The sequence below is a fragment of the Lachnotalea glycerini genome, from assembly GCF_003201285.1.
Taxonomy (GTDB): domain Bacteria; phylum Bacillota; class Clostridia; order Lachnospirales; family Lachnospiraceae; genus Lachnotalea; species Lachnotalea glycerini.
In genome coordinates this window covers 1-22536 of the sequence record NZ_QICS01000017.1, presented here as the reverse complement: position 1 = coordinate 22536, position 22536 = coordinate 1, and the positions used below count along the sequence as shown (strand labels likewise).

General features: G+C 34.4%; 17 protein-coding genes and 1 rRNA gene. 1 reads left to right on the top strand and 17 read right to left on the bottom strand.

Going from position 1 to position 22536, the window contains the following annotated elements; translation table 11 throughout:
- Positions 1–2: 2 nt before the first annotated feature.
- From C8E03_RS19640 to C8E03_RS19595, 10 genes are all read right to left on the bottom strand, one after another.
- Positions 3–1604 (bottom strand): response regulator transcription factor, encoded by a 1602-nt coding sequence (locus C8E03_RS19640; protein WP_170123077.1) that lies wholly within the window; start codon positions 1602–1604, stop codon positions 3–5.
- The gene (locus C8E03_RS19635) at positions 1601–3340 is read right to left on the bottom strand and encodes a sensor histidine kinase (protein ID WP_110291935.1); all 1740 of its coding nucleotides are present in this window, start codon (positions 3338–3340) and stop codon (positions 1601–1603) included. The genes C8E03_RS19640 and C8E03_RS19635 overlap by 4 nt, the downstream gene beginning before the upstream one ends.
- A 10-nt stretch (positions 3341–3350) precedes the next feature.
- Positions 3351–4253 carry a carbohydrate ABC transporter permease gene (locus tag C8E03_RS19630; protein WP_094380032.1) on the bottom strand — a complete coding sequence of 301 codons (903 nt, stop codon included), beginning with the start codon at positions 4251–4253 and terminating at the stop codon, positions 3351–3353.
- 11 nt (positions 4254–4264) lie between these two features.
- Positions 4265–5188 carry an ABC transporter permease gene (locus tag C8E03_RS19625; protein WP_094380033.1) on the bottom strand — a complete coding sequence of 308 codons (924 nt, stop codon included), beginning with the start codon at positions 5186–5188 and terminating at the stop codon, positions 4265–4267.
- A gap of 83 nt (positions 5189–5271) precedes the next feature.
- Positions 5272–6774, bottom strand: a complete 1503-nt coding sequence (locus tag C8E03_RS19620; RefSeq protein WP_094380035.1) for an ABC transporter substrate-binding protein — start codon at positions 6772–6774, stop codon at positions 5272–5274.
- A gap of 203 nt (positions 6775–6977) precedes the next feature.
- Positions 6978–7511, bottom strand: coding sequence for a cyclic nucleotide-binding domain-containing protein (locus C8E03_RS19615; protein ID WP_094380037.1), 534 nt, complete (start codon positions 7509–7511; stop codon positions 6978–6980).
- Between the two features lie 150 nt (positions 7512–7661).
- On the bottom strand, positions 7662–9098 hold the full coding sequence (gene pyk, locus C8E03_RS19610) for a pyruvate kinase (RefSeq protein ID WP_094380039.1): 1437 nt from the start codon (positions 9096–9098) through the stop codon (positions 7662–7664).
- Positions 9099–9217: 119 nt separating this feature from the next.
- Positions 9218–10048 (bottom strand): hypothetical protein, encoded by an 831-nt coding sequence (locus tag C8E03_RS19605; protein ID WP_094380041.1) that lies wholly within the window; start codon positions 10046–10048, stop codon positions 9218–9220.
- A 27-nt stretch (positions 10049–10075) separates the two neighbouring features.
- A complete protein-coding gene (locus tag C8E03_RS19600; RefSeq protein WP_094380043.1) occupies positions 10076–11017 on the bottom strand; it encodes a magnesium transporter CorA family protein in 942 nt (313 codons plus the stop codon).
- A gap of 257 nt (positions 11018–11274) precedes the next feature.
- Positions 11275–11520, bottom strand: coding sequence for a LysM peptidoglycan-binding domain-containing protein (locus C8E03_RS19595; RefSeq protein ID WP_094380045.1), 246 nt, complete (start codon positions 11518–11520; stop codon positions 11275–11277).
- Positions 11521–11737: 217 nt separating this feature from the next.
- Here C8E03_RS19595 and C8E03_RS19590 point away from each other — a divergent pair, with 217 nt between their 5' ends.
- Positions 11738–15988 carry a 2-hydroxyacyl-CoA dehydratase gene (locus tag C8E03_RS19590; protein ID WP_110291902.1) on the top strand — a complete coding sequence of 1417 codons (4251 nt, stop codon included), beginning with the start codon at positions 11738–11740 and terminating at the stop codon, positions 15986–15988.
- Positions 15989–16127: 139 nt separating this feature from the next.
- Here C8E03_RS19590 and C8E03_RS19585 read toward each other — a convergent pair whose 3' ends face one another.
- The 7 genes from C8E03_RS19585 to C8E03_RS19555 form a co-directional block, all read right to left on the bottom strand.
- Positions 16128–16802: a uracil-DNA glycosylase gene (locus C8E03_RS19585; RefSeq protein WP_094380049.1), complete on the bottom strand. Its 675-nt coding sequence runs from the start codon at positions 16800–16802 to the stop codon at positions 16128–16130.
- Positions 16803–16824: 22 nt separating this feature from the next.
- Positions 16825–17586, bottom strand: a complete 762-nt coding sequence (hisF, locus tag C8E03_RS19580; protein ID WP_094380051.1) for an imidazole glycerol phosphate synthase subunit HisF — start codon at positions 17584–17586, stop codon at positions 16825–16827.
- Positions 17586–18206, bottom strand: coding sequence for an imidazole glycerol phosphate synthase subunit HisH (gene hisH, locus C8E03_RS19575; RefSeq protein WP_094380053.1), 621 nt, complete (start codon positions 18204–18206; stop codon positions 17586–17588). Before hisH ends, hisF begins: the two co-directional genes overlap by 1 nt.
- Positions 18207–18333: 127 nt before the next feature.
- Positions 18334–20172, bottom strand: coding sequence for a putative sodium/potassium/calcium exchanger (locus tag C8E03_RS19570; RefSeq protein ID WP_110291901.1), 1839 nt, complete (start codon positions 20170–20172; stop codon positions 18334–18336).
- A gap of 69 nt (positions 20173–20241) precedes the next feature.
- A complete protein-coding gene (locus C8E03_RS19565; RefSeq protein ID WP_094380107.1) occupies positions 20242–21042 on the bottom strand; it encodes an SIR2 family NAD-dependent protein deacylase in 801 nt (266 codons plus the stop codon).
- A gap of 81 nt (positions 21043–21123) precedes the next feature.
- On the bottom strand, positions 21124–22020 hold the full coding sequence (locus C8E03_RS19560) for a chemotaxis protein (protein WP_094380105.1): 897 nt from the start codon (positions 22018–22020) through the stop codon (positions 21124–21126).
- A gap of 430 nt (positions 22021–22450) precedes the next feature.
- Positions 22451–22536, bottom strand: a 23S ribosomal RNA gene (locus tag C8E03_RS19555); the annotation flags it as partial.

The following is a 22536-nucleotide window of genomic DNA, read 5'->3' as shown; positions in this document are numbered from 1 at the left end:
AATTACTCCTTTGCTCCCGTTTCAATTTTATATTTTCTTCGATACTCAAGAGGAGAATATCCTGTATTTTCACGAAACATTTTAGTAAAATAGGAAAAATTGCTATATCCTACATATATCGAAACACTATTAATTGGCAGTTCACTCTGACTTAACAGTTTTTTAGCCTCTTCAACTCTTTTTGAAAGCAAATAGTTGCTAATGGATACCCCTACTTCCTTTTTAAAGATACGAGACATATAATCCGTGTTCAAATAAACTAATTCTGCCAATTCATCTCTCCTAATCTCCTGCTGATAATTCTTATCTATGTATTGCTTTAACTGTTCTGTTACAGATTCCGTTTTGTTCACATACTTTTTGTACTCAATCGCTCTTGCTATCAAATAACCAGCAAATTGTTCTGCCCCCATCACCCCCTCTAATGAATTTTGATAATATTTCTCACTTTCCTTCGTTGAAAATAAAAGATGAGCCTTTATTTCCTGCTTATCTAACCATGAATAAATCATCTGCAGCACATCAAGTCTGAATTTATTCAAAATGTCTCTCGTTATCATTTCATTTCGTTCTAATTCCTTTAAATAAATCTTCATACTATCTATGAGCTTTTGCTTTTGTTCTCTTCTAAGCATTTCCTCCCAGACTGACTGATATGGATTTTGATAAGCAAATTCAGGAAGCTTATAATCAGTTACATATAAGATTCGATTCCAAACAGACAAACTATTTTCTCTCATACGCTTAATGTAAGTCAACGATTCCTGTACAGTATTAAGATCACCCCAGTCTCCAACACCACACCAGATATCCAACTTCAGTATTTTAGTGATCCACTTGGCTAAAGCGTCAAAAACTCCGTTCGACTTTCTATCTATATTGGAAACGTCTATGAACTTACATATTATCGCATAACTTTGTTTTTTTATCAAAGCCATTGCTTCAAGTTGAATATTATATTCAACAAGCATTTCTCTTAAAACATTGCCAAGAACAAAATAAATTATTTTTTCATCCCATTCTTTCTTAAGATTTCTGTCATATAGCTGCAAATATGCAACCAGAAAGCGCTCATCTCCATTATATTTTAGATGCCTTTTTTGAACCTCATCTAATAAATTTTCTGCCACAAGCTTTCCATTTAACAATTCATTCCAGAAGCTTTCCAATAATAGTGATCTATTTTGCTTCCAATGAAAACTTTCATCTTTATAAGCCTCTAACTGTTTTGCTTGATTGGCTTTATTTACTGCTAATTGTAGTGCTTTGGTTAATTTTAAAAAATCAATCGGCTTTAACAAATAATCCACACTGTCTAAAGATATTGCCCGTTTTGCATAATCAAATTCAGCATAGCTGGTTAAAAAAATAACCTGCACCTCATACTGTTCCTGCCTTACCCAAGTCATAAAATCGAAACCACTACCTTCTTGCATGACAATATCACTGACTATCACATCAATCGGAAGCATTTTCATAATGTCTTGCGCCTGCTGCATGGTCGATGAAGTATAAATCTCTTTGATACCAGTATTGCTCCATTTTACATTTTTTTTAATACTTTCAATAACATATTCTTCATCATCAACTAATAGCAAATTCATTCGCATCCCCCATTGTTTTGATATCTGTAATAAGGTATATGAATATCTACGATTGCGCCTCCAAGCGGACTATTGTCAAAATTAATATTACCTTGTTCCTTATAATAATAATGAAATCTCCTAAGGCAATTTTCTATACCAAGATGCCTTCCCTCTTTAGAAATACCCTTGCCCGACTTAAGTGTTTGCAGAATCTTTTCAGGATATCCCTTACCTGTATCTGATATATATATATTAACATACTTTCCATCTGTGCGATCCTCTGGATATACAGTAACAGAAATAAGTATCTTTTCCTCTAATGTGAGCGCATGTTTTGCCGCATTTTCAACAAAAACTTGAATTAAAAAGGGTAAAATCGACGCCTCTTTTACTTCCTCATGAACTTCAATGTAATATTCAAAGCTCTCTGGATAACGTAGGAGTAAAATATCCAGATAGTCTCTGCAATGATTCGTCTCTGCACAGACCGCAACCGCCTCATTTGCATTTCTAAAAATATACTGTAAATAATCAGAAGTTGCCAAGATCATTTTACTAGCATTGTCATATTGCTTAAAGTCTATCATACTGTAGATAAAATTGAGACAATTTAAATAGAAATGAGGACGAATCTGTAATTTTAAATAATCCAATTCAATCGTATTTTTTTGAAGCTCCTGCTCATACAGCGTTATTTTCAGACGCTTTATTTGATGAATCATATACTTGAACTTATCATCAATCTGTTCAAGCTCCAATAAATTAACTTCCGTCAGATGAAATGCATAATCTCCTTTATCATATTTCTCCAGATTCCTTGTAAACTGCTGCACAGGCTTTAGCAAATTTTTTCTTAGATAAACCAAAATGGCCACTCCTGCAATAATAAATGTGACTGTGAGTCCTAACAGCACCATCATACTTCCCATCATGACATCTAAGATTCGTTCAGATGAGATACGTATTTGTATCTGAAATGGCGCTTGTTTTAATTTTTTTATGATTGAATATCGGTCAGATACATTTTTTTCATTTCCATTTGCTACAATTCCCTCACTTGTCAGCTCATCCACTATTTGATTTTGGCCGTCAACCAATCTGACGTATCCGTTTTTTCCCATAATAATATTGGAAAAAGGCTCTAATATACTTTTAATATTTACGTAACACCCCAAATAAACATCCTTATTCTGCGCAATTTTGCAAATATAATTTTCATTGTCTACAGACATCGTATTCCACTTCTTCTTTACAGAATATGAGGTGTTTTTAATCTGGGTAATTTGATTTAAAATTGCCTTTTTTAATTTTGCTTCCTCTTCATATCCATCTTCATCTGTCATACTTAATTTATAATATTGCTGTTCCTCATCCAGATAAATAAAAAACTGATATTCCGTACCATACTCCCATGCATTTGACAGACTATATTCTCTTAATTTCTTTACAGAATAATCTGAATTGGTCCTATCTTCTTTCATTGCATCAATATAGTTCCAAAACACGGAGTCTGGCTGATCTTTCTCTGCCATTGTTGAAAAAAGATTGCGGCTGATTCGAAAAAATCGATTATCAATTTCATTTGTATACAGTTTTGACATTTCATTCATTTCCTGAATTGCCTGTCCACGGATTTTATCTAACAAGATTACACTCCCCACAACGTAGAAAGCCAGAACAACCAATAAAATTGTTAAAATTCCTTTCATCTGTTGCGCTATATTTCTTTGCTTTCTGTGTTTTGGATGTCGCATAGCTGCCTCCTTATCCTTTGACTGCTCCAAGCGTTATTCCTTCTGAAAAATATTTCTGTAAGAATGGATATATAATAAAAAGAGGGAGCATCGCTATAAATGCAATTGCCATACGAATTGATGTGGTAGGAAGCTTAGCAACCTCTGCGCCTATATTTCCTGCTACTTTACCGCTTGCCAGATATTGTATATCTGTAATCATTTGATTCAAAAGATTTTGTATTCCATATAATTTTTGACCTTGATTCCCTGATAAATAGTATAAACCATTTGTCCAATCATTCCAATATGCCAATCCAGAAAATAGTCCCATGGTAACCAGAATGGGTTTTCCCAGAGGCAGAACAATTGTTGAAAAAATTTTTACATGCCCTGCACCATCAATTTTAGCCGCCTCAAACAGTGCATCCGGTATGCTGGTCATGAAGTAGCTTCGAATCATTAACACATTATTAGCACTCAGCAGCAGATTGGGTACAATCAATGCCCAAATTGTATTTTTAATATGTATGTAATTGACATACATTAAATAGGTCGGTACCAATCCTCCATTAAACAGCATAGTAAAAAAAATAAAAAAAGTTAATGCCCGTCTATGTGGAAGTGTCTTTACGGATAGCGGATATGCCAATAAGGAGGACATGGCCAAGTTCAGTATCGTACCTGCACAAGTAACTAAAATAGTAACTCCATAAGCTCTTACGATTTTTTCTCCCTGTCTTATGATGTACTGGTAAGCATATAAACTGAGTTTTTTTGGAAAGAATGAATAACCGTTCCTGATCAGTACATTTTCATCTGTAATAGAAGAAATGAACACTAATACAAATGGTAATATAATGAAAAGTGTGATAATCATCATAATTAAATTAATAACAAACTGATAACGTTTGCTTTTTCTGGAATTCTCCATTTATTATCCTCCTAAAATAACGCACGATCTTTGTCAAACTTTCTTACAATCCAATTGCTAAACATAACGATTGAAAATCCTACGACCGACTGATATACTCCTGCTGCTGATGACATACTGATATTTCCTCGCTCTATCAATGCCCTGTAAACATAGGTGTCAATTACATTTGTTTTTGAAAATAGTACACCCGAATTCATTGGCACTTGATAAAATAATCCAAAATCCGAATAAAAGATTCTTCCAATGCTAAGCAGCAGTATTGTTACAATAGTAGGTACCAAACATGGTAAAGTGATTTTCGTGATTTCTTGCCACTTCGTTGCCCCATCCAATCTGGCCGCCTCATAAAAAGATGGATCAATACCAACTAGCGAGGCAATATAAATCAAACAACCATAACCAACACCTTTCCAACTATTCGCAATTACTAAAATAAATGGCCAATATTTAGGTTCCTGATACCATTGTATTGACTCAAGATGAAGTGCCTTAAGCACTGCATTGTTGATTAATCCATTTTCAGAACTAAGAAGAGCATATACAATATAGCTCAAAATTACCATAGACATAAGAAATGGAAGCAGTATTGCACTCTGATAAATTTTTTTCATTACCTTACTACGTACTTCACTAATTATAATTGCGATTGCTATTCCCAGTACCATATTGACTAAAATAAAAGTAAGGTTATAAAAAAGCGTATTACGCGTTATAATCCAGGCATCTTTTGATGAAAAAAGGAATTTAAAATGATCCAAACCAACCCACGGACTGTTTAGAATTCCTTTTGCAAAATTAAGCTTCTTAAATGCTATAATAATGCCGGTCATAGGAATATAATTATTAATCAGCAGATACAAAAGACCTGGAAACATCATGAAATAGAGTGTTAAATGCTGTTTATAAGCTCTTCGCTGTACCTTGTTTTTCATGGCAGCTCCTTTCTAACAGTAAAAGGCTGTCACACTAACCACTGCTTCTTGTTCAAACATGCTTAGAGCGACAGCCAATCGTTTTATTTACTTTCAGCCAACCACTGATCAAACTGTTCCTGCTTTGCAGCTATTACATCATTAATACCTGCTGCTTCTAAAGCATCAAGAAATTCGGGCAGATAAATTTCAGGATCAGCAGAGCCACTATCTAATGTACCAGAATACTGTTTCACAATATTGGCAAGCGCTGCAATCTGACTTTCATATTCTGTATCGTCAAAATAAAAGCCGACTGCTTTTGAACTTTTTGCAGATGAATTGAAGTCTTCCATCTTCTCCCATAGCTTTGGATCTGATCCGCTCCACTTATAGCCAATGAACTGATTTGGTAACTCCCATCCAAGATTCAGACTATATCCTACATTATCAGTAGTTATCCCCTCAGGATAATTAATGATACCATTTTCAGCATCTTCCAATACATAATCTACACCTTCTTCACCCCAATTCAGAAGATTCATAATCTCTGAACTTCCATAAATATAGTCAAGTACTTCCATCGTTTTTTCAGGATTCTCAGAATTTTGTGCAATAGAGAATACAATTCCGTTATAGGTTTGACAATTCTTAATTGGATAATCGCGGAAAGATACAATTTCAAAGTCATAGCCTGTTGAGCTCTTGAATTCTACAGGGGTTCCCGGATGATATGCAAAGAATAACGAGAACAGATTTCCAGCCTTGCATACCGTTCTCCAGTTTTCTGTATTTGTCCCTGCATCCTTGCTGATATAACCCTTTTGATACCAGTCATAAAGCATTGAAGTTGTCTGTTTATACCAATCACTGGCAAAGTAATTCGTAATTGTAGTATCGTTTTCCTGATCCATTAAAACCCCTAAACGATTACTATCCGATAAGGTATCTCCTCCAAAGAGCCTAGACGCAGGCGTATCCCCTTCATTAATGGAGTAAAGCATCGTCATATCCGGCTCACCTGCTTTTACAGTTTCAAATATAGCTTCCAGATCTTCTGGATTTTTAATTGCAGAAATATCAATATTATACTTTTCTACAATATCTTTTCTCATAAATATGGATGGAATACTACCTCTCTCAATTTGATTTGGCACTCCATATAAAAAGCCGTTAATGGAATTTCCCTTTAAGATATCCTCCCCATAAATATCTTTCAAGTTAGTACCATATTCGTCAATTAATTCAGACATATCTACAATTTGACCTGAGTGCATATACTGAGTTGCATTCGTTGCACTTGTATAAAAGCAATCAATTTTTTCATCACCAGCTAACATGAGCTGCAACTGCTGCCCTGCACTTGCCCACGGCAATACAACAATATCAAGTCGTGCGTTTAGCTCTTTTTCTAAAACTTCATTTATTTTCTCTTCTATTCTCTCTTCATCAGGCTGTTGTGTTCCTTGCAAAACCATAGTCACTGTATAAGGCTCCGAATCTGAGCTTCCCTCTTGTTTATTGCTGCTTTCACTGTTGCTGCCACAGCCTGCCATTGACACAGCCAGGGCTGTCACTAAAATACTTGTAAGAAACCTTTTTTTCATATTATCCTCCTTAATTGCTTATGATAGATTTATCATAGCAAGTTTATCACTTGCTTTTCTATAACTGTTCTGACTTTAAACTATCACTAATTTGACTCTTGATAATAGATAAAACGATACGATACTCAACTTTATATAAAAGGCATTACAAAGCGCTACTCTCATAGTCACTTTGTAATGCCCCATAATCAATGCACACTACTTTATACAATATTTAAATTCATTTTAATACATAAATCACTTAAGAATCTCATAACAAATACAGTGTAATTTAAATCATTATAAACTATATCAATTTGCTCAGAATCTTTTAACAAGTTTATCCTTGCATAGATAGGATTTAGTTTATATAGTGTTGCTGCTACAGCATCAGTTTCATTTAGTTCATCAATTCCTGCTCTTACTCGATTCAAAAGATTAATGAATACTTTTGAATACATCTCGGGACTTTTTTCAATTAAGCTACTATACGTACTTGACTGTATTTGAAAAATTGTAGTATTATCCTGTAAAGCCTTTGCGGAATATAATCTAATGTTATCCTGAAGGACTGGAATCCCTCCAAAATATTCACCTGACTTAATTACTACTTTGGAATTTCTTTTTCGCTCAACGACCTCTACTTCACCTTGCAATACTATATAAATTAATGTATCTGTACATTGCTCGTCTAAAATGATACTGTCTTTACCATATACTTTGGTTTTTCCTATCTTGTTCATTTCAGACAAATTCATATAATATGCCTCCTTAATATTGAAATACTTACCTTATATTTATTTTAATCTTATTGAAGCTATAATACAATGCTTTACCTGTTAACTTTGTAAATAAATTCATAAGATCAAATTAAGTGATAAATATCAAATATTTTATCTAATATAATCCTATTCTATGATACTGACACGCATCATATTGCTAAGCGCCCCATCTCCACTTGCTATACTTGGAGCCGGTGATCCAGCCGTAAATACAACAATGTCACCTGTTTCTACATAGCCTTTATCCTTTATAATATCAATAGCTCTTGCTATTATATCTTCCGTCGTTTCTTTCTGCTCTGATAAAAGAGGAGTAACTCCCCAGTAAAGCTGCATCTTTCTTACTGCCACTTCATTCGGAGATATTCCAATAATTGGAACTCGTGGCTTAAAACTTGATACCAATCTTGGAGTCGAGCCTGATACTGTAGGAGTTACAATTAATTTTGCATCCAAATTATAAGAAGTTGTAACGGATGAATATCCAACCGCACTGGCAATACTCCTTTTCCTATGCATAGCTTTTTTCTGCATTAAATGCTCATAGTCGAGATGTTGTTCCGTTGATTTTGCTATCTTTACCATCATTTTTAATGCTTCAACCGGATATTTACCTGCTGCCGTCTCTCCCGATAGCATAACAGCATCTGTTCCGTCATAAATTGCATTTGCAACATCGGTTACTTCGGCTCTGGTTGGTCTGGGGTTTCTAATCATAGAATCCAGCATCTGAGTTGCTGTAATGACGGGCTTATACATTTCATTGCATTTTTTAATAATCATCTTTTGTAAATAAGGAAGCTCATCAGCAGCAATTTCAACACCCAAATCACCTCTGGCAACCATGATACCGTCTGAATAGTGTATAATCTCATCGATGTTGTTAATGCCTTCCGCATTTTCTATCTTAGCAATAACCGGTATATGCTCGCCGTTATTCGCTTTCAAAACAGCCTTGATTTCTTTGATACAATCTGCTGAACGGACAAAAGATGCTGCAATAAAATCAATATCTTGGCTAATACCAAATACAATATCTTCTTTATCCTTTTGGGTGAGTGCAGGGAGCCTGATGATAACATTAGGAACATTAACACCCTTTCTCATTCCAAGCTCTCCTCCATTAATTACACGACATTTTATCTCTTTACCGACTATTTCAATTACTTCAAATTCTAAAAGTCCATCATCAACCAGAATCTTATTACCTATAGCTAAATCCTCTGCCAATCCCTCATAAGTAATATGTCCTCTTGTTTCATCTCCTACGATATCCTCACTTGTGAATGTATATATATCATTTTCTTTTAATATGACCTTTTGATTATCTTTTAACAAACCTGTCCTTATTTCTGGTCCCTTTGTATCTAACAAGATAGCAACAGGAATCCTTAATTCTTCTCTAATACTCTTAACCAGATCCATTCTGCCCTTTTGTTCTTCATAATCACCGTGCGAGAAATTAAATCTGGCAATATCCATGCCTTCTTTTACTAATTTTATTAATAGGTTCTTATCATTTGTATTTGGTCCCATTGTACAAATTATTTTTGTTTTCTTCATGCTTTCCTCCTATTATTGTGGTCTTTTGTGCCTCTTATTATTATGCATAATTTCAGCCCCTTATAATCGTAATTTCTGCTTATAAGAGGCTAAATTTAAAAAGCTTAGTTACCTTATAATTATTTTTTCTTGATATGCTGGTGTGTGAATAAATGATCCTGACAATACTCATAATTCCCATCGCACTTAGAACAAAATCTAAATTCCAGTTCATCTCCATCTTCTTCTGTACGACCGCAAATTGCACATTTATGCTTCGTCACGCCCTTAGTCTGAGAAACGGCTTTTTTATAAACTCTTTTTCTATGAATCTCATTCGGAGATATCCGTTTGAAATTTCTAGTTGCAAAAAAGAAAATTAAAAAATTGGCCAAAGACAAAATGATACTAAGACTGGTTGCATAGTCGCCATAAGTCAGTGAATTTACAAACTCAAACAAAAACAATGCACCATTGAGCAACGCTAACCATTTTGCTTTTATTGGAATGATAAAAAACAATAAAAATTCCATATTCGGATAAGTTGCCGCAAAAGCAAAAAATAAAGAAAAGTTCAAATAGAATGTATCCAGTGAATAGGAAACACCTGTAATAAGATAAGCTACAATTGCTGCCAATACATGACCAAGTATTCCTATCAGAAAATACATATTAAACCGAAATGCACCCCATTGATTCTCTAAATTCATTCCAATCATATAATACAAATAAAGTGCTATAATAGCAAAGAATAGGTTACTGCTTGGACCTTTAATAAGAAAAGTAACCATCCTCCATACTTGTCCATGTAATATAGCCGCTGCATTTAATGATAAATAACTGTCATAAAAACTTGATAACCTAAGCAAATCCAGAACTGTTCCCATTCCATACAAAATTATTATATAATACATCAGATTATGTATTGCATATTTACCAAATTTACGTTCTAATTTATTTAAAAAATTCATATTATTATCGCCTTTCTTTCAATAATACTAAAACAAATCTTTCTTAGCAAAGAAAAGTGCTAGCATAATTGTTATTACCAGAGAAAATACGATTACGTAAGCAAAGCCATAGGGACTGGATGCTCCTGGCATTCCTGCCGAATTCACGTTCATTCCATAAAAACTCGCTATCATAGTCGGGATTGACATAACGATAGTTACCGTAGCTAAAAATTTCATTACGATATTCAAATTATTTGAAATAACAGAGGCAAATGCATCCATCGTACCACTTAAAATACCACTGTATATATTTGCCATTTCGATAGCCTGCTTGTTCTCTATGATAACATCCTCCAATAATTCTCTGTCCTCAGGGTACTTTTTGATACTCTCTGCTTTTAACAGCTTCTCTAATACCACCTCATTTGAACGAAGCGATGTTGTAAAATAAACAAGGCTTTTTTCAAGCTCAAGAAGCTCAATTAACTCTTCATTTTTAGTAGACATATGAAGCTTTCTTTCAATCACTTCACTCTTTTTATCAATAATTCTAAGATAATGCAAGAACAGTGTCGCATTTTTATATAATACTTGAAAAATAAATCTAGTTTTTTTGTAAGTATAAAAATTCCTTACTCTTCCATCCATAAATGCACCTAAAACCGGTGAATTCTCTAAACATATCGTAAAAATGATAGCTTCAGTAAGTATAATTGCCAATGGAATCGTAACATACCAATCCTTATTATTTCTTTCCTCAATAATCGGTATATCGACAAGCACCATTGTATATCTATCCTCTACTTCAATTCTGGAACGTTCTTCCTCATCTAGTGATGCTCTTAAGTGCTCTACATCAATATTGTATTGATTTGAGATGTCAAGTATTTCAGTTGCCGTAGGATCAGTCAAAGCTACCCAGCAGCCTTCTGAAATTTCATTAACTTCCCTGATTCCTTCATCATCCGTTCTAAATATTTTGATCATGGAAATTACTCCTTTCATTGTCTTAGGTTTTTCTTGAATAAGACAATGATAGTTTGTGCCTATTGTCTCATTCTAATTATCTGTTTAATTCAAAGTAATTATTCTTCGAACCCGGCACGCCTTCCATGACTTTCACATCCTTTCTTTTTCTGCAATATCAAAAAGCTTTCACCAAGTGAAAGCTTTTTGATACAAACTTTCTTATCGCTATCATTATAATTTCTGCTTACGCATTTGTCAATCTCATCTCATATATTTTACATTGATACTTGAATATTTATTGCTTTCGGTATACATATTTCGTCATTAATCTGTAAATTGTATACATTAACATAAGGATTGGCAAGCATTAGATCTGAAACACTAACTTCATAGGCCTTACTGATTTTGTACAATGTATCGCCTTCTTTGATAATATAGTAGAAGCCTTTGCATCTACAGTTATTAACACAATTTTTAAAGGCCTGCGAATTATTAAAATTATCATCATTATTATAATCCATTTTAGTAACCTCACTACTCTTTTCTTATATAATATTCCTTTTGTTAGATTTTGTTGCACATTCTAAAAAATATGGGTAATTTCTCCATTTATTTATAAAATATAGAACTGTCTTTATGAAATTTTATATTTGTATTTACTTAATTAATGTCGTATAATATTACAGAATATCGATTTTTTTAGCTTAGGAGGTATCAGTATTTTTACTGAAAAATTATATGAAAGCTCAAACATTATATACATTAGGAATTGACATTGGTTCTACCACTGTCAAAATTGCTATTTTAGACGAAAATAATAATTTATTGTTTTCAGATTATAGAAGACATTTTGCTAATATTCAAGGGACGTTGTCCGAACTGCTTAATGAGGCAGGTAAGCAGTTTGGTGAACTTATGCTTTCTCCTGTCATAACAGGTTCGGGAGGATTAACACTATCAAAATATCTTAATATACCATTTGTGCAAGAGGTTATTGCAGTGTCAACTGCATTGCAAGATTATGCTCCACAAACAGATGTAGCAATTGAATTAGGTGGGGAAGACGCCAAAATCATTTATTTTACAGGTGGAAGCATAGAGCAGAGAATGAATGGAATCTGTGCAGGGGGTACCGGTTCATTCATCGATCAAATGGCATCGCTTTTGCAAACTGATGCAACAGGCTTAAATGATTATGCCAAAAATTACGAGGCGATCTACCCGATTGCTGCTCGTTGCGGAGTTTTTGCAAAATCTGATATTCAACCTTTAATCAACGAAGGGGCTACTAAGGAAGACTTATCAGCCTCTATCTTTCAAGCGGTTGTAAACCAGACAATAAGCGGACTTGCCTGCGGTAAGCCAATACGTGGACATATTGCATTTCTTGGAGGTCCACTGCACTTTTTATCCGAACTTCGAGAAGCCTTTATTCGAACTTTAAGCCTAGACGAAGATCATATCATTGCACCCGGACATTCCCATCTTTTTGCTGCAATTGGCTCCGCTCTTAATTCGGAAAAAAATGTTTCTATCTCATTATCTTCCTTAAAGGACAGATTATCTTCCAACATTAAGATGGAATTTGAAGTAGAACGTATGGAGCCATTGTTTTCTACACAAAAAGAGTATGATGAATTTGAAACACGACATAATAGCCACTGTGTTAATACCAAAGAGCTTAGAAGCTACGCAGGAAAATGCTTTCTAGGAATAGATGCTGGTTCAACAACAACAAAGGTAGCTTTGGTTTCTGAAGATGGTTCTTTACTTTATTCTTTTTATAGCAGTAATAACGGAAGCCCTCTTGCCACTACCATAAAAGCAATTAAAGAAATTTATTCTCTTCTTCCAACAAAAGCTGAAATTGTTTACTCTTGTTCAACTGGTTATGGCGAAGCGCTGATTAAGGCGGCTTTGTTGCTTGATGAGGGTGAGGTTGAAACGGTTTCTCACTATTATGCCGCTGCTTTTTTTGCTCCTGATGTTGATTGTATATTGGACATTGGTGGTCAGGATATGAAATGCATCCGTATCAAAAATCAAACGGTAGACAGTGTTCAATTAAATGAAGCCTGCTCTTCTGGTTGTGGATCTTTTATTGAAACTTTTGCTAAATCATTGAATTTTACAGTGGAAAATTTTGCACATTCTGCATTATTTGCTCAAAACCCAATTGATCTAGGAACGCGCTGTACCGTATTTATGAATTCCAAAGTAAAGCAGGCACAAAAGGAAGGTGCCGGCGTTGATGATATTTCAGCCGGTCTTGCATATTCTGTGATTAAAAATGCTTTATTTAAGGTTATTAAAGTATCTGATCCAAAGGATTTAGGAAAACATATAGTAGTGCAGGGTGGTACTTTTTATAATGACGCGGTCTTAAGAAGTTTTGAAAAAATCTCAAAATGTGAAGCAATACGTCCTGACATTGCCGGAATCATGGGTGCATTTGGTGCTGCTCTAATTGCAAGAGAACGCTATCAAATATCGCCTGCCAAAAAGACCACCATGCTTTCCATTGATAAGATCAATGCACTCGCGTTCGACACTAAAATGAGTCGTTGCAGAGGTTGTACCAATAGTTGTCTGCTAACCATTAACCGATTTACCGGCGGACGACAGTACATTACAGGTAATCGTTGTGAACGTGGTATTGGAAAGGAAAAAAATAAAGAAAATATTCCTAACCTCTTTGAATATAAATATCAGCGCATGTTTTCCTATCAGCCTTTATCACCTGAAGACGCGTTACACGGAACTGTCGGAATCCCGCGCGTACTTAACATGTATGAAAACTATCCATTTTGGTTTACCTTTTTTAACGAGCTTAAATTTCAGGTTATATTGTCACCTGACTCTAATCGTAAAATATATGAGCTTGGTATTGAATCCATTCCGAGTGAATCAGAATGTTATCCCGCTAAAATTGCGCATGGTCATGTAACCTGGTTAATCAAACACGGTGTAGATTTTATATTTTACCCTTGTATTCCTTATGAGCGAAAAGAATTTTCAGATGCCAATAATCATTACAATTGTCCTATTGTAACCTCTTATGCTGAAAATATCAAAAATAATATAGATGAAATAGCCCAAGGTGAGGTTGATTTTAAGAATCCTTTTATTTCCTTTGAGAGCAAGGAAACCATCCTGCCTCAGTTACTGAAGTCACTTTCGGAATTTAATCTTTCACCTGAGGAGATAAAGACTGCGCTTGATGCTGCATGGGAGGAGTTAAAGTCTTCAAGAGAAGATATAAAACAAAAGGGAGAGGAAACGCTTGCCTACCTGGAAGAAACAGGAAGAAGGGGAATTGTATTAGCTGGCCGTCCATACCATATTGATCCTGAAATTAATCATGGTATTCCTGAACTAATTACCTCATATGGTATAGCAGTTTTGACTGAGGATTCAATATCTCACTTACAACCTGTAGAACGTCCGCTTCTTGTAATGGATCAATGGATGTATCATTCCAGATTATATGCCGCTGCAAACTATATCAAAATGAAAGAAAATATAGATATGATTCAGCTTAATTCTTTTGGTTGCGGTCTGGATGCGGTTACAACAGATGAAGTTAGTGATATTCTTTCTAAATCAGATAAAATATATACCGTACTGAAAATTGACGAGGTAAATAATTTAGGCGCAGCCAGAATCCGCATTCGCTCGCTTATTTCTGCCTTGCGTGTAAGAGAACAAAAAAACTTCAGTCGAAACGTTCACTCATCTGCCTATAACAGAATTATATTTACAGAGGAAATGCGCAAGAATTATACCATATTATGTCCGCAAATGTCACCGATTCATTTTGAAATGGTTGAGCCTGCATTAGTATCATGTGGGTACAACTTAAAGCTGCTTGGCAATGATAATAAGTCTTCCGTTGATATTGGTCTTAAATACGTAAATAATGATGCCTGCTATCCATCTCTTATGGTAGTGGGACAAATTATGGATGCTGTTCTATCAGGTGAATATGACCTGGACAAAACAGCAGTTATTATCTCACAAACAGGAGGAGGCTGCCGTGCTTCCAACTATATTGGCTTTATCAGACGTGCCCTTGAAAAAGCGGGTTATCCACAAATTCCCGTAATATCCTTAAATCTAAGCGGATTAGAAGGAAATCCTGGTTTTAAGATAACCTATAAAATGGTTAAGAAAGGGGTATTCGCTTTAGTTTTTGGAGACATTTTTATGCGCACACTCTATCGCATGCGTCCTTATGAGCAGATTTCGGGATCTGCTAATGAGTTGCATCGAAAATGGGTTAGCATTTGCACTGAATTTATAACAAGTAAAAATCCATCCTATTTTAAATTCAAACAATTATGCCGCGCAATTATACAGGATTTTGATCATCTGCCGATAACAGATGAAGTAAAGCCAAAAGTAGGTGTAGTAGGCGAAATTTTAGTGAAATTTTTACCCGCCGCAAATAATTATCTTGTGGAATTGCTTGAAAAGGAAGGTGCTGAGGCTGTTGTACCTGATTTGCTAGATTTCTTTCTTTATTGCTTTAAAAATACCGAATTTAAGGCAGATGAACTGGGCTTTAAAAAGTCATCTGCTATTAAAGGAAAACTGGGTATAAAGGCAATAGAATGGATTCGTGGTACTGCTGCTAAAGAACTCAGAAAAAGCCATAATTTTACCACTATGTCCAACATTGATGAACTTGCTGAAATGGCTTCCAAATTCGTTTCTCTTGGTAACCAAACAGGTGAGGGTTGGTTTCTAACAGGAGAAATGTTAGAGCTAATTCACAACGAAACACTTAATATTGTATGCGCACAACCATTCGCCTGCCTTCCTAATCATGTTGTAGGTAAAGGTGTAATTAAGGAAATACGAAATAAATATCAACTTTCTAATATAGTTGCAATCGATTATGACCCCGGTGCAAGTGAAGTAAATCAGTTGAATCGTATTAAATTGATGCTCTCAACAGCGAATAAAAATCTTAATAAGAAAAAATAGGTCTGAAATAATTTACCTGAATTATCAAAAAATATTTTAAACTACATTCGGATGGACATGTTTTACTTTTAACTTTAAAAGTGCTTCAGATAGTAACTACCTGAAGCACTTTATTCTCTCTTGACACTTATAAATATAATTAAATATTTTCAATTTGCCAATCAATCGTATCCAGACCATTCTCTTCTAAATACTGATTTGTTCTACTAAACGGTTTGCTTCCAAAAAATCCTCTATAGGCTGATAAGGGACTTGGATGAGGCGCTTCCAGAATTAAATGTTTTGGATTATTCAGCATTAACTTTTTGCTCTGAGCAGGTTTGCCCCATAATATGTACACAATTGGTCTATCTTGCTCATTTATAATCCTGATTGCGGCATCAGTAAATTCCTCCCAGCCAATTCCTCTGTGTGAATTTGCCTGATGAGCTCTGACAGTAAGAACTGTATTTAGTAACAATACACCTTGCTGTGCCCATTTTACCAAATAACCGTTATTTGGCACATAGCAGCCTAAATCATCCTGCAATTCTTTATATATATTAACTAATGATGGTGGAATCTCCACATCCGGCTTAACAGAGAAACAAACGCCGTGCGCCTGTCCATTATCGTGATACGGATCTTGTCCCAAAATCACCACCTTAACCTGAGCTAACGGTGTTAAGTGAAATGCATTAAATATATCATCTGCCTGCGGAAATATCAGTCTTGAATTGTATTCCTCAATTACTCTTTTATGAAGATTTCCATAGTATTCTTTCTTAAATTCGCCTTTTAAAGGCTCCAGCCAATCATTATTAATAGGCGGCATATTCTTCACCTCTTATTTCTTTCTATAATCTTACAGGAACCCCTTTGTTCCTTAAAAATTTCTTTACCTGATTAATTTCTAATTCATTATAATGAAATAATGATGCGGCTAATGCTGCATCTGCCTTTCCAAGCGTTAAGGCTTCATGAAAATGTTCCAATGTTCCAGCCCCTCCTGAAGCAATAACAGGGATTGAAACATTTTCCGCGATTACCTTTGTTAATTCAATGTCATAGCCTGATTTAGTTCCATCACAATCCATACTGGTCAAAAGTATCTCTCCTGCGCCAAGTTGATCCACTCTCATTGCCCATTCAACAGCATCAATCCCAGCATCAATTCGACCACCATTCTTGTAAATATTCCATCCTAAACCATCTTCTCTTTTTCTTGCATCAATGGCTATTACAACACATTGACTACCAAATTTATCTGCTGCTTCACTTATGAGATTGGGATTATTGATTGCTGAAGAATTGATTGATATTTTATCTGCCCCTTCACGAAGAATGGCCTTAAAATCTTCAACGCTTCGAATTCCTCCCCCTACTGTAAATGGAATGAAAACCTTCTCCGCCACTTTTCTTACCATATCAATTACTGTACTTCGATCATCAGAAGTAGCCGTAATATCCAAAAACACAACTTCATCTGCCCCTGCTTTATCGTAAGCAGCAGCTATTTCAACCGGATCACCTGCATCCTGAAGGTTTACAAAATTAACTCCCTTTACAACCCGTGCATTACAAACATCCAAACAAGGAATTATTCTTTTAGTATGCATTACATTTCCTCCTTATCAAGATTTGCAAAATTTTGCAGAATTTTAAGTCCAACTGAACTGCTCTTCTCTGGATGAAATTGGCATGCGAATACATTATCCTTCTCAACTGAAGCATGTATCAGCGTACTATAATCAGTTGTTGCCCTAACTATATTTTCATTACTCGCTTTTAAATAATAGGAATGCACAAAATAAACATAGGCATCGTGATCGATTTTATTAAATAATTTACCATTATTTACTAATGTTAAAGAATTCCAACCTATATGAGGAATTTTCAGATCTTCTTTTTCAGGAATCCTTAGTATTTCACCCTTTAAAATTCCTAATCCATCAATTCCTGGACTTTCATCACTTCGATCAAATAGCAACTGTAAACCCAGACAAATGCCAAGAAAAGGCTTATTCATAAAAACAATTTCCCAAATAACTTTATCAAGCTCATAATTTTTTAAATTACTCATAGCATTACCAAATGCACCTACGCCTGGCAAAATAACCTTATCTGCTTTTAGCAAAATCTTTCTGTCTCGTGTAACAATAACTTCCTCACCCAAAAATGTAAGTGCTTTTTCTACACTTTTTAAATTACCGGCATCATAATCAATAATTCCTATCATTTCATCCCTCCATAATTCTATGAGTTCTATCAATCGTTACTATTATAAAACACAATTTTCAAATTGCATATAAAAATCTTCATTTTTTCCCAAAAAAGCAAAGCAGAATAATCTGCCTTGCTTTTTACTAATTTGTAATATTATATACTTGTGCTGAATATTCTTCTTGAGTTTCCAATGTATTTATATTCCTTGCCATCTCTATTGAAACATTATATTTATCATTTAACGCTGTTGTAATTTGTGACATCATACTATCATAAGTGGCTGTTACTCCATATTCCTGTGCCTCAGCATAATGATCATCATATTTATCAACGCCTTTTAATAATGCACTCAATGCTTCGGGCTGCATTCCAAGTTTATCATAAATTTCATATGTGCTTAACTGATTATTTAATAGCATAATTATTTGAAGTTTGTTGTAAAAATCTTTATCCTTTTCTTTAATTGTCAGACCTTCCAATTCATTATAAGCTTCAGTATATTGCTCCCTTTCATAGAAGCCTTTGGCGTTAGACATATTTAAACTATATGGTATCAAATTTACACCAAGAATAATAAACAAACCAATTGAAATACATAAAACACAAACTGCTACAACCTGACCTTTATGCAATGGTGCAGAAGGTTCTTCAATAATCTCAGGCTTTTTAATTTTTTCCCTTTTTGGCTTTTTTTCTTTCTTAGGCTTTTTTTCTTTTTTGATTTTCTCTTTTTGGGGCTTCTTCTTTTTGTCCTTTTTTGATAATTCATCTAAAATCTCATCATCATTCACATCTGTATCTTTACTTTTGAATAATCTAGAAAAAATCCCGCCTTTTTTTTCTTTTTTACCAGAGTTATTTGAGGTTTTTACATCTGTTTTTTCTTGATCTATTTTTGCCAACAATTCTTCTTCATCCGAATTACCGAAAATATCTTCATTTGAAAGATCCTCCTCACCCAGAAGCTTCATTAAATCATCATCAAATAAGCTTTTAGGCTCCTCAGTCTCATTCGAGACTTCTTCTCCATCTAGCTTAATTTCCTCATCCTCACCATTTAGTACGCTAAAAATATCTTCCTCTGCACTAACATCTGAAACAATCTCATCTATAGTAGCAGAAGCTTCACTTTTTGTTAGTTCAGAAGCCTCCTCTTCTGTTTCCATTGAAGGTAGTGTACTTTCCTTATTTAACTCTTCCACATCTCTGAAAATATGATCAATACTATTTAAAATAGGCTCCTCTTTGTTGGCAGTTACTACCTCTTTAGCCAAATTATTCTCTAATGATTCTTGCTCATCTGCAAATATATCACCTAATGGCTCTTCCTCTGGCTCTGCAAATACATCACCTAATGGCTCTTCCTCTGGCTCTGCAAATACATCACCTAATGGCTCTTCCTCTGGCTCTGCAAATACATCACCTAATGGCTCTTCCTCTGGCTCTGCAATCACATCACCTAACGCCTCTTCCTCTGGCTCTGCAATCACATCACCTAACGCCTCTTCCTCTGGCTCTGCAATCACATCACCTAACGCCTCTTCCTCTGGCTCTGCAATCACATCACCTAACGCCTCTTCCTCTGGCTCTGCAATCACATCACCTAACGCCTCTTCCTCTGGCTCTGCAATCACATCACCTAACGCCTCTTCCTCTGGCTCTGCAATCACATCATCAATTAGTTCTTTCTCTGACATATCTTCCCCTTTTGTAGATGCCTTTTGTGAATGTTCATCTATTTCCATACTACTATTATCGTGATCTAAAATCTGATTATTAACATCTGAAAGTTCTTCTATCTCACTCTCTATGTAGCTTACATCTATAATATTGTTATTTTTATTTATAGCTTCATCAGAATTAGTTTGTTCAAAATAGGTATCATATTCATTTTCCACTGCTGTTTGCTGTTCAACTATATCATCCTTTGAATCAATGATAGAGTCTAATAAACTATTTAAATAATCCTCTTGCCTCATAAATTTACCTCCACCCAATATAATAAAAATGCATAACCATTCTTATTATAAAATTTAGTACTTGTATCACTATTTTATTAGAAAATTAACTGCGTTTTCTTTTATCGTTATTGCCTTGTTTGTTAACTCCTCACTGACTTGATTCCATTTCTCATTAATTCTAATTAAATGAGCGTTGTTATTGATAAAAGTTATTTTTTCAAAAGGCCATCGAATTACAGTAGGATATTTAAATCCTACCCCAAGCTCAAGAACACATATACTCCTATTTAATGAATGCGCTATCCATTGTGTATAATCGGACCATCTATCTAAATATCCTGACTCACAATAGCCATAAACGCCAACTGTGTTATAAATTGCCGGCCGACCACAATTCTCACATAATGGTCTTTCAATTTCACTAAGTCTTATATTCTTATTAAAAATATTTTGAATAATTTGATACTCAATCTCTGCATTTTCCCAAACTAGATTACTACAATTGTTTGAACATTGATAGAGACTTTTAGTTCCACATGGATAAACAACTCTCTTATCCAAAAAGCCAGCTCTTTTCAATAAAGAATCTAAATTCATATTCACTATATAATAATCTTTTTCTCTGATCAATTCAAAAAGCTTTTGATAAGCACGAAAAATTCTAAATGTATCCAAATTAAGTTCTGAATTAATGTGATAATTTTTTATATGTTCAATTATCCACTCATCTTCGTTCAAGATTCCAACACTTTTCTTGTTCAAATATGCCTGATAAGCGTTGCTATCAGTTAAATCAATCATTTCACACGAAAATTCTTCTCCAATTCCAATCAGAATTTTATCTGATTTCTGAATTAATTCAATTACCTTATTAATCCCATCTGTCATTTATATTATGCCTTTCTCAAAACTCCTATAGAAAAAAGCTCTTATCCTTGCACTACGAATAAGAACTTTTCGTTAGCTCTATTATTTTACTAACTTATCTATTTCTGAAACCAAATTACCAATCTCAGGCTTTGAAAGTTGAGCATTAGCACCCAATTGCTCTCCTTTTCTTCTCATCTCTTCGTTAACAAGTGAGGAAAATATAACTACTGGTATTGAAGCAAGCTTATCATCCGATTTGATTAACTTAGTTAATCTATGACCATCCATCAATGGCATCTCTATGTCAGTAATGACGCACTTCACTTTCTCAGCATATGTCCCCTCTTTTTTCAATTTAATCAAAGTATCCCAAGCTTCTTGCCCATTACTTGTAACAATTAAATTCTTATATCCAGCCTTTTTTAAGGAATCAGTAATTAACTTACAAAGAAGAGGTGAGTCCTCTGATACAAGTATTGGAGCATCATTACGCTGACGATCTCCCATTTCCTCAATTTCTGATACCTTTAATCCTGTTTCAGGACTAATATCGGTTACTATTTTCTCAAAATCCAGAATAATTATCAGCTTATCTTCAATTTTAATAATTCCAGTTGAAACACCACTGCCTGCTGTATTAATAGTCTGATCTGGTTTGATTATATCAGCCCATGAAATTCTATGTATTCCAAGCACAGAGTCTACATGAAATGCAATATTCAATTTATTAAAATTTGTTATAATAAATAATCCCTTATCATCAGAATTGTGATTTAATCCAATCGCTCTCTTTAAATTAATTACTGAAATCATAATATCACGAGGCATAAACACTCCTTCTATACAAGGATGTGCATTAGGAACTGGAGTTACTTTTTGAAAGGTTAAAATTTCCCTAATCTTCGCAACATTAATTCCATAATGATTACCACCTAGAGTAAATTCTAAAACCTCAAGCTCATTTGTTCCATTCTCTAGTAGTATATTTGTATCCATATCTATACCTTCCTCTCTCTATGTAACATGTCTGTCTTATCATATTGTTTTTATTATAGCATAAATATTCCAAAAGATGTATTTATTTTTATTAACAATTTATTAAAAAATATTTGATATTCAGCTAATTACGAAAGATTCCAATAAAAAACATGCTTTAGTCATACACAATTTAACTCATATAATAACAGAGTGTATAACCGGCAGCCGAATGATTTATCATAGAAGAAATTTAGATGAATTTTTATTATCTATTATACTAAAAAAAGACATTCCTTATAAAGAACATCCACATATACTAAAAGCTATTATATTTAACACAAAAACAAAAAATTTAATTCGCTTGTATCTTCAAAACTGCACATTGAACTCGAAAAATATTTGACGCTTCTTAGCTCTTCAAGCTTCGCTTGTCGTTTGCTATTCTCTTTGGGTCATGCCCTCGACCGATTAGTAACAGTCAGCTCCATACATTACTGCACTTCCACCTCTGCCCTATCTACCTTGTACTCTTCA